This window comes from Bradyrhizobium sp. YR681, from assembly GCF_000282615.1.
Lineage (GTDB): Bacteria > Pseudomonadota > Alphaproteobacteria > Rhizobiales > Xanthobacteraceae > Bradyrhizobium.
Genome location: NZ_AKIY01000244.1, coordinates 1 through 7,988 on the forward strand (window position 1 = coordinate 1; position 7,988 = coordinate 7,988).

Below are 7,988 nucleotides of genomic sequence, written 5' to 3' on the forward strand. Positions count from 1 at the left end.
CCCCAGCCGCTGCGGCGGCCGGCCGAGGGCGACAGCCGCGATCTCGTCGATACGCGCCATCGCGATCAGCACCAGCGGAACGAGCAGGATCATGCCGAGCGTCAGCGCGAAGGCCGAGCCGAAGATGAAATAGTGGTCGTTCCAGAACGCGAATACGGTCGCAGCCCAGGCGCCGACGCCGTTGGCGGTCGCCGACAGCAGGAACGCCTGCTTCGCGGTCGGCTGTTGCAGCCGCAGGATCGGCAGCGACAACAGGACGCCGACCAGAAGCGCGATCGTCATCAGCTTCCAGTAATCGGGGTTCTCCACCGGGCCGGTCCAGGCGAATTTCGGCTCGCGGCTGGCGTTGAGGAGGCCCCAGTACGGACCGACGCCGCCCTCGAAATATTTCCAGGGCTGATCGATGGCCTCGACGATGTTGTATTCCATGCCGATGGCTTCGGCGCGGCTGACGAAATTGCGCAGGGTCAGCGCCTGCTGGAACGGACCAGGGTCGGCATTGCGTAAGTTGTAGCCCTGGCTCGGCCAGCCGAACTCGGCGATAACGATGCGCTTGCCGGGGAACTGGTTGCGCAGCAGATTGTAGCGGTCCACGGCCTGGTCGACCGCCTGGTCCGAGCGGAAGTTTTCCCAATAGGGCAGCACGTGGGCGGCGATGAAATCGACGTTGGAGCCGAGGTCCGGATTGTCGCGCCAGATGTTCCAGATCTCGCCTGTCGTGACGGGCACGCGCACCGCGCCCTTCACCTTCTTGATCATCTCGATGAGGTCTTCGACCTTCTGCTCGCCGCGATAGATCACCTCGTTGCCGACGACGACGCCGTTGACGTTGCTGTTCTTGCGGGCGAGTTCGATGGCGGCCTTGATCTCGCGCTCGTTGCGATCCTTGTCCTTGTCGATCCAGGCGCCGACGGTGACCTTGAGGCCGAACTCGGCCGCGATCGGCGGCACCAGTTCCACGCCACCCGTTGACGAATAGAGACGGATCGCGCGCGTCATGGTCGACAGCGTCTTCAGGTCGGCGCGGATTTTCTCGACGGTCGGGATGTTGTCGATGTCGGGGTGGGCCGAGCCTTCGAACGGCGCGTAGGAGACGCTCGGCAGCAGACCCCTAAAGTCGGGCGCGGGTTCCTTGTCGCGCAGGACTCCCCACAGCCCAGCGTGAAGCGCGGACACGAGCAACAGAACGGCGGCGACAACGCGCATCGCGGCTAAACCAAAAGGGGCTGAGGTGGCAGGGAAGCGGATCCGACCCCGAGATCCGACCGAGTCCGCGGCAAATGGAGCATACCTCTCCCGCGCGGTTTCACAACTGTCATGGCCTCATGACCGTATGAGGGCATGTCCGTTTCAGGAAACGCGCGGCAGTGCCAACCGTTTCTATGGCCGATCATTCCTGAACGGCGGCTGAAGCGACCCGCTTCTATTTCGGGGGCGCCGGTGACGGGCTTGCCGCGGGCGAGGGGCTTGCGGCCGGCTGCGGGGCTTGCGAATTGCCGGTCGTCGGCGCTGCCGGCTGGGAGGCCGCGGCCGCCGCCTGCTGCGGCTGGGAGGCCGGGTTAATCCAGCAAGCATGCACACGGCTGTCCAGGGTCTCGGCGACCTTGGGATCGATCTGGCCGCCGAAGCGGGTCAGGCAGCGGAAGGCCGCCTGGATGTGGCCGCCCGGGCAGCCGAAGCGATCGTAGAGGTCGAGATGGCGGAACGCGGTATCGAGGTCATCCCGCCACATCAGCCGCACCACGCGGCGGCCGAGCCATACGCATTCGGGATTGCCGGCCGGGCCGTTGATGACCTGGGCGGCTTCGGCGAACTCGTCGGTACGGCGCTGGTTCTGGGCGGTGTCCTTGGCGGCGGCATCGGCGGGCTGGGCGGCAGCCTTGCCCTGCTCGGGGGCGGGCGTGCCGCTCTGGGCAAGCGCGGCGTTGACGCCGACCAGGACGAGAAGGGAAGAGACGGCCAAGGTGGCGGCGAACTGCCGCAGGACCGCATTTCGTAACTCGAACACCCGTTGCCGCATGAATTCCCCAATATCTCCGCTGTCCGCCCGCGTCAGGAGCCCGCGGACGCGCTAGCTGATGGCGTCCAAATGGGTCTCCAATGCGGCGGAAACGTCCCGCAAAATCCCATGACGCGTATTTGGCATTTTGTCCAGCAAAGTCACAATCCTAGGCCACTGTCGAACGGCCGCAGGCAAATTCCCCGGGGGAGCGAGCGGATCCACCCCGGCGTGCCCCCTTGGCAGACGGCGTGCGAGCAGGTAATCGACGGCACCTCGCGGAGGATGGAACCGATTTCACTTCGTACGCCACTGGCGCTTCTGCTTGTTTCACTGGGTGCGATTGCTGCCATGTGGTGGTGGCTGGCCACGCCGATCACGCTCGCGCGCGCCCCGATCGATCCCGCCGAGAAGGTTCAATGCGTCTCCTATGCGCCGTTCCGCGGCGAGCAGTCGCCGCTGGAGTCCTGGACGCATATCGAGGCCGACCAGATCGAGCAGGATTTGCGCCAGCTCAAGGAGATCACCGACTGCGTCCGCACCTATTCGATGGAGAACGGGCTCGACCAGGTGCCGGCGATCGCCGCCAGGGTCGGCGGGCTCAAGGTGCTCCAGGGCATCTGGCTCTCCAGCAACCGCACCAAGAACCTTGAGCAGGCCGCGCTCGCCGTCCGCCTCAGCAAGGACTTCCCCGGCATCATCACCGCCATCATCGTCGGCAACGAGGTGCTGCTGCGCGGCGAGATGACGACCGCGGATCTCGTCTCCATCATCCGCTCGGTGAAGGCGCAGGTCAGCGTGCCCGTCACCTATGCCGACGTCTGGGAATTCTGGCTCAGGAATCGCGAGATCTATGACGCCGTCGATTTCGTCACGATCCATATCCTGCCCTATTGGGAGGACATTCCGGTCAAGGCGAAATTCGCCGCCGCCCATGTCGAGCAGATCCGCGAGCGCATGGCGACGGCGTTCCCCGGCAAGGAGATCCTGATCGGCGAAACCGGCTGGCCGAGCGAAGGGCGCATGCGCGACGGAGCGCTGCCGTCGCGCACCAACCAGGCCCGCGTCGTCTCTGAAATCCTCGGCCTTGCGAAGGCGCAAAAATTCCGCGTCAATCTGATCGAGTCCTACGACCAGCCGTGGAAGCGCAAGCTGGAAGGCACCGTCGGCGGCTATTGGGGCCTCTATGACTCCGTGCGCCGGAACCTGAAATATCCGCCGGGCCAGCCGATCAGCAATTTCCCGTACTGGAAATGGTACATGGGCGCCGGCATGGGCCTGTGCGTGCTGGTCTTCGCCGTTGCCGGCCTGACGCTGCGCCGGCGGCCGTGGACGCCGCGCTTCTCGGCCTGGCTCGGCGTTGCCATCTCGGCGACCTCCGCCGGTATCCTGCTCGGGATCGGCGCCGACAAGATGTACTATGAGAGCTATGGCTGGGCGGGCTGGCTGCATTGGGGCGCGCTGCTGCTCGCCGGCATCCTGTCGCCGATCTTCTGCGCGCAGGCGATGGTGATCGGCCGAAGCCTGCCGACCTTCCTCGACCTGCTCGGCCCGCGCGAGGGCCGGAAATGGTCGAAACTCACCGCCGTGCTCGGCCTGACGCTGGCGGTGTCGGCGGTGATCGCGGCGCAGACCGCGCTCGCCTTCGTGTTCGACCCGCGCTACCACGACTTCCCCTACGCCTCGCTGACGATGGCGGTGGTGCCGTTCGCATTGCTGATGCTGAACCGGCCGCAGATCGGCACGCGTCCGATCGCGGAGTCGGTGTTCGCGGGCGTGCTCGCGATGTCGGCGGTCTATGTGCTCTTCAACGAAGGCCGCGACAACTGGCAGTCGCTGTGGACCTGCGCGATCTATCTGTTGTTCGCGCTCACGCTGTGGCGGGCGCGGGCCGAGCAAATCCAAGAATGAGCAGGCCGATCGCAAGGCCCGACAGCACGACATTGTAGAGCACGATGCCGAGGCCGGCGGCGATGATGCCGACCGTGAGCAGCACGATCGACGGCCGCATCAAGTTCAGTGTCGCAACCACCAGCGCGACGATGCCGAACACCGAGTTCTTGAACAGCACGGTCGCGACCGCGCGCGCCTTGCAGATCAGCGTCTGCAGGCCGGCGTCGCAGGCGAGCCCGACCTGCGAGTTTTCGATTCCGAGATAGCGCAGATAGATCGCATAGCCGACGGTCGCGAAGCCGGCGACGATCAGGAACTGCACCTGGTAGGGCGTGAGGCGGAAGGGCTTTTTTGTCATGGCCGCAATATGGTCGGGATGACGGGAGGGGGCAACAGGGGAGGCGGATTTTTCTGCCCCCAGTAGCGCAAGCGCGCGCCGGTGTTGCGACAGGCAAATCATCGCCGTTCAGGTTGGCGGAGCGTAATGCAACGCTCATGTGACCAGCTTCGCAGCTCGGCGCGGGCGGCGCCGGTAAGCGCTCACACGCTTGACTGGTTCACCGCCTGAAGAACGACGTCAGCGTCGATCCCGCCGACGCCGTCTCCGGCTTGGCCGCCGCGGGCTGCGGCGCCGCGGGTGCAGACGCGGGCTCCTCGCGTTTCGATGAGCGCTTCGAGGAGTAGCTGCGGCGGCGCTTGTCCGGCTTGACGGCGGGCGGAGGCGGCGGCGCGGTTTCGGCTTGCGGCGCGGCGTCCTTCTCGGAGTTCTTCTCCTGAACCCGGTCTTGCGACTTCTCTTGCCCCTTGTCCGAACCGCCGCGCAGCGACAGGCGCTGGCCGTCGAACACGGTGGTCTCGCAATGCCGGTCGTTCTCGGCGAGCCCTGCGCAGAGCTTTGCCGCTGCGGCAGCATTGATGAGCGGGCCGGCACCGAGGCGCAACTGCATGCCGAGACCGGTGGCGCCTTCCTTGATCATGATGATCGGCCGCAGCGCCGCGACTTCCGGATTGGACTTCGTCACGCCGCGCCAGAGCGCGCGCAGGCCGTCGAGCGAGTTGGCGCCGCCGAGATCGATCGCAAAGCGCGTCTGCTGAACCGCGATTGCAGGCGCTTCGCTCTCGGTCGTCTCCGGCAGCTTGGCAGGCAGCGCCGCGACTTCGCTCGGTGCGGGCGCCGCATCCGGCTTCTTCTCGGCGGCCTTCTCGGTCGTCTCGGGCTGAATCAGTTTCGATGCGGCGGGATCAGGCGGCGCCATGATCGACTTGGACGGCACCAGGGGCAGCATCGGCAGTGCCGATGTCGTTGCCGGCGACTGCGCGACGAGCGAGGCGGCGGAAGCTGTTTGCGGCGGCGGGCCCAGCGGCTCCTTCGGCGCTTCCCTCGCAGTGTCCTTTGCGATGTCCCTTGCCGGCTCCTTCGCCTGGTCCTTTGCGGCTGTCCCGCGCGGCTTGTCGGCGGATGGGGCGGGCACCGATGCGACAGGCCCGACGCTGGGCGCAGCAGCCGCGGGCGGTGCGTCAGGCGCCGGCGCGTCCTGCGGCCTGGCGATCTGCTTTGCGATCGCGCCGGTGACGGAGTCGAGTCCTTGCTCCAGCACGGTGACGCGCGAATAGAGCCGGTCGCGGTCGCTGTTCAGCGTCTCGATGGCGGAGGCGAGGCGGCGGGCCTCGTTCTGGCTTTCCTTCGTCAGCAATTGGAGCCGGTCGGCCTGGCGCGACAGATCGGCGGAGGCCATCTGGTCGCGCCGCCAGCCGAGCTGGGCCTGATTGGCCATCACGGCCAGGACGACAGCGCCTACGGCCGCGACGCCCCACGAGCCCAGCCGCCACATCATGCGGCGGTCGAACGTGCTTTCCTCGGCCAAAAGTCCGGAGAACAGCCCGCCGGTCTCCTTGGTGCCGAAGGCATCCGCCAGTGGGTCGGAATCCTTTGCCATGAACGTCAAGTGCCCAGCCGTTGTCCGGCTTCCCCCGAATCAATCAAGGAACATTAACAGGAAAACCCCGTCGCACTTGAATTCCGGGCGTTTGCGGGGGTAGCAAGGCGGGCAGCTCATGAGGGCGATCCGCCCGTCGCGCCATTTGATTCGGCCGTATCTGACAGGATTTCGATGACCGCCCGTTCCAGCCTCACGATCGTGCTCGCCGCCGGCGAAGGCACGCGCATGCGATCGAGTCTGCCGAAAGTGCTGCATCCCGTCGCGCACCAGCCGCTGCTTGCCCATGTGCTTGCCGCGGCACCCAAGGGAACCGGCACCTCGCTGGCTGTCGTGATCGGACCCAACCACCAGGCCGTTGCGGATCAGGCCAAGCGTATCCGCCCGGACGCGCTGACCTTCGTGCAGGCCGAGCGGCTCGGCACCGCGCATGCGGTGCTGGCGGCGCGCGAGGCAATCGCGCGCGGCGTCGACGATCTCCTGATCGCGTTCGGCGACACTCCGCTGATCTCGGCTGAGACTTTTGCGCGGCTGCGTGCGCCGCTCGCCAAGGGCGCCGCGATCGCCGCGCTCGGCTTTCGCGCCGCCGATCCCACCGGCTATGGCCGCTTCATCGTCGAGGGCGACCGCCTGGTCGCGATCCGCGAGCAGGCCGATGCCAGCGACGCCGAGCGCAAGATCGATCTGTGCAATGCCGGAGTGATGGCGATCGACGGACGCCGCGCGCTCGAGATCCTCGACAGGATCGGCAATGCGAATTCCAAGGGCGAATATTATCTGACCGACGCCGTCGGCATCGTTCGCGAAAAGGGATGGGAGTCCGTGGTGATCGAGACCAGCGAGGACGAGGTGCGCGGCATCAACACCAAGGCGCAGCTCGCCGAGGCGGAAGCCGTGATGCAGACGCGCTTGCGGAAAGCGGCGATGGACGCCGGCGTCACGCTGATCGCGCCCGAGACCGTGTTTTTGTCTGCCGACACATCGTTCGGCAGGGACGTCACCATCGAGCCGTTCGTGGTGATCGGCCCCGGCGTATCGATCGCCGACGGCGCGGTGATCCATTCCTTCTCTCATATCGTCGAGACCACGCTCGGCAAGAAGGTCTCGATCGGCCCCTATGCGCGGCTGCGTCCCGGCACCTCGCTCGGGGATGGCGCGCGGATCGGCAATTTCGTGGAGACCAAGGCCGCGACGCTTGAGGCCGGCGTCAAGGTCAACCATCTCTCCTACATCGGCGACGCCACCATCGGCGCCAATTCCAACATCGGCGCCGGCACCATCACCTGCAACTACGACGGCTTCAAGAAGCACAAGACGGTGATCGGGCAGGGTGCCTTCGTCGGCACCAACTCCTCGCTGGTCGCGCCGGTGAAAATCGGCAACGGCGCCTATATCGGCTCCGGCTCGGTGATCACGCGCGACGTGCCCGACGACGCGATGGCGCTGGAGCGCAACCAGCAGACCATCCGGGAAGGCGGCGCGGCGCGCTATCGCGAGATGAAGACGGGCGGCAAGAACACCGAGAAATAGGCCGCCCTATTCGTCGTCGGAAAATTCCGAGAAGATCGCGCGGGTCAGGCGCCAGCCGCGAGGCTTGGCACGCTTGGCCGGCTCGCCGGCAGCATGCTTGACGAAGACGGGCTTGCTTTCCTTGCCGCGCTGGGGCGGCGGCCAGTGGGCAAGGTGGGTGCCCGTGGTCTCGCTGGCGCGCACGGACATCGATGACAGACCTTTGCGGTCGGACGAGCCTTTCATGGGCTTGTTCTCCTATCCGGAAATGGTTTGCCAAACTTGTTGACAACAAGTTAATGCGGGCGGCTTGAGGCCGGCCAATTCGACGCAGTCGGAGCCGGTCGCAGAACGGCGCTGTCTCAATCAGCAATAATTATTGAGTTTCTGGTTCCTTGGGAATTTCGCTAAAAACCGAGCGCGTCGTTTAGGCGATTTTTCGACGATTTGGGGGATATTGATCCGCATGTGCGGGATTGTCGGCATTCTCGGGCGCGAACCGGTTGCAGAGCAATTGGTGGATTCGCTCAAACGTCTTGAATATCGCGGCTATGACTCCGCGGGCGTCGCCACGCTCGAAGGCAAGCATCTGGCGCGCCGCCGCGCCGAGGGCAAGCTGAAGAATCTGGAGAAGCGGCTCGAGGCCGAGC

The 7,988-nt window shown here is 65.8% G+C and carries 7 protein-coding genes and 1 pseudogene; 3 read left to right on the forward strand and 5 right to left on the reverse strand.

The annotated features are described in order from the left end of the window. Window positions 1-1,206: glycoside hydrolase family 17 protein (locus tag PMI42_RS26195; protein WP_008139674.1), on the reverse strand; the 1,206-nt coding region annotated here is incomplete at its 3' end. Window positions 1,207-1,423: 217 nt separating this feature from the next. Further along, complete coding sequence (locus PMI42_RS26200) at window positions 1,424-2,020, reverse strand: hypothetical protein (protein ID WP_008139675.1); 597 nt, start codon at window positions 2,018-2,020, stop codon at window positions 1,424-1,426. Between the two features lie 330 nt (window positions 2,021-2,350). On the opposite strand from PMI42_RS26200, the gene PMI42_RS26205 reads away from it, so the two are divergent. Then, window positions 2,351-3,910, forward strand: coding sequence for a glycoside hydrolase family 17 protein (locus PMI42_RS26205; RefSeq protein ID WP_008139676.1), 1,560 nt, complete (start codon window positions 2,351-2,353; stop codon window positions 3,908-3,910). On the opposite strand, the gene PMI42_RS26210 is transcribed toward PMI42_RS26205, so the two are convergent. Further along, window positions 3,870-4,250, reverse strand: a complete 381-nt coding sequence (locus PMI42_RS26210; RefSeq protein ID WP_008139677.1) for a hypothetical protein — start codon at window positions 4,248-4,250, stop codon at window positions 3,870-3,872. The two genes, PMI42_RS26205 and PMI42_RS26210, sit on opposite strands and share 41 nt — an antisense overlap. A gap of 199 nt (window positions 4,251-4,449) precedes the next feature. Beyond that, the gene (locus PMI42_RS26215) at window positions 4,450-5,829 is read right to left on the reverse strand and encodes a hypothetical protein (RefSeq protein ID WP_008139679.1); all 1,380 of its coding nucleotides are present in this window, start codon (window positions 5,827-5,829) and stop codon (window positions 4,450-4,452) included. 174 nt (window positions 5,830-6,003) lie between these two features. On the opposite strand from PMI42_RS26215, the gene glmU reads away from it, so the two are divergent. Beyond that, complete coding sequence (gene glmU / locus PMI42_RS26220; RefSeq protein WP_008139681.1) at window positions 6,004-7,359, forward strand: bifunctional UDP-N-acetylglucosamine diphosphorylase/glucosamine-1-phosphate N-acetyltransferase GlmU; 1,356 nt, start codon at window positions 6,004-6,006, stop codon at window positions 7,357-7,359. Between the two features lie 6 nt (window positions 7,360-7,365). Here glmU and PMI42_RS26225 read toward each other — a convergent pair whose 3' ends face one another. Further along, a complete protein-coding gene (locus PMI42_RS26225) occupies window positions 7,366-7,584 on the reverse strand; it encodes a hypothetical protein (protein WP_008139683.1) in 219 nt (72 codons plus the stop codon). A 220-nt stretch (window positions 7,585-7,804) separates the two neighbouring features. Here PMI42_RS26225 and PMI42_RS26230 point away from each other — a divergent pair. After that, a pseudogene (locus PMI42_RS26230) lies at window positions 7,805-7,988 on the forward strand (glutamine--fructose-6-phosphate transaminase (isomerizing)); the annotation flags it as partial.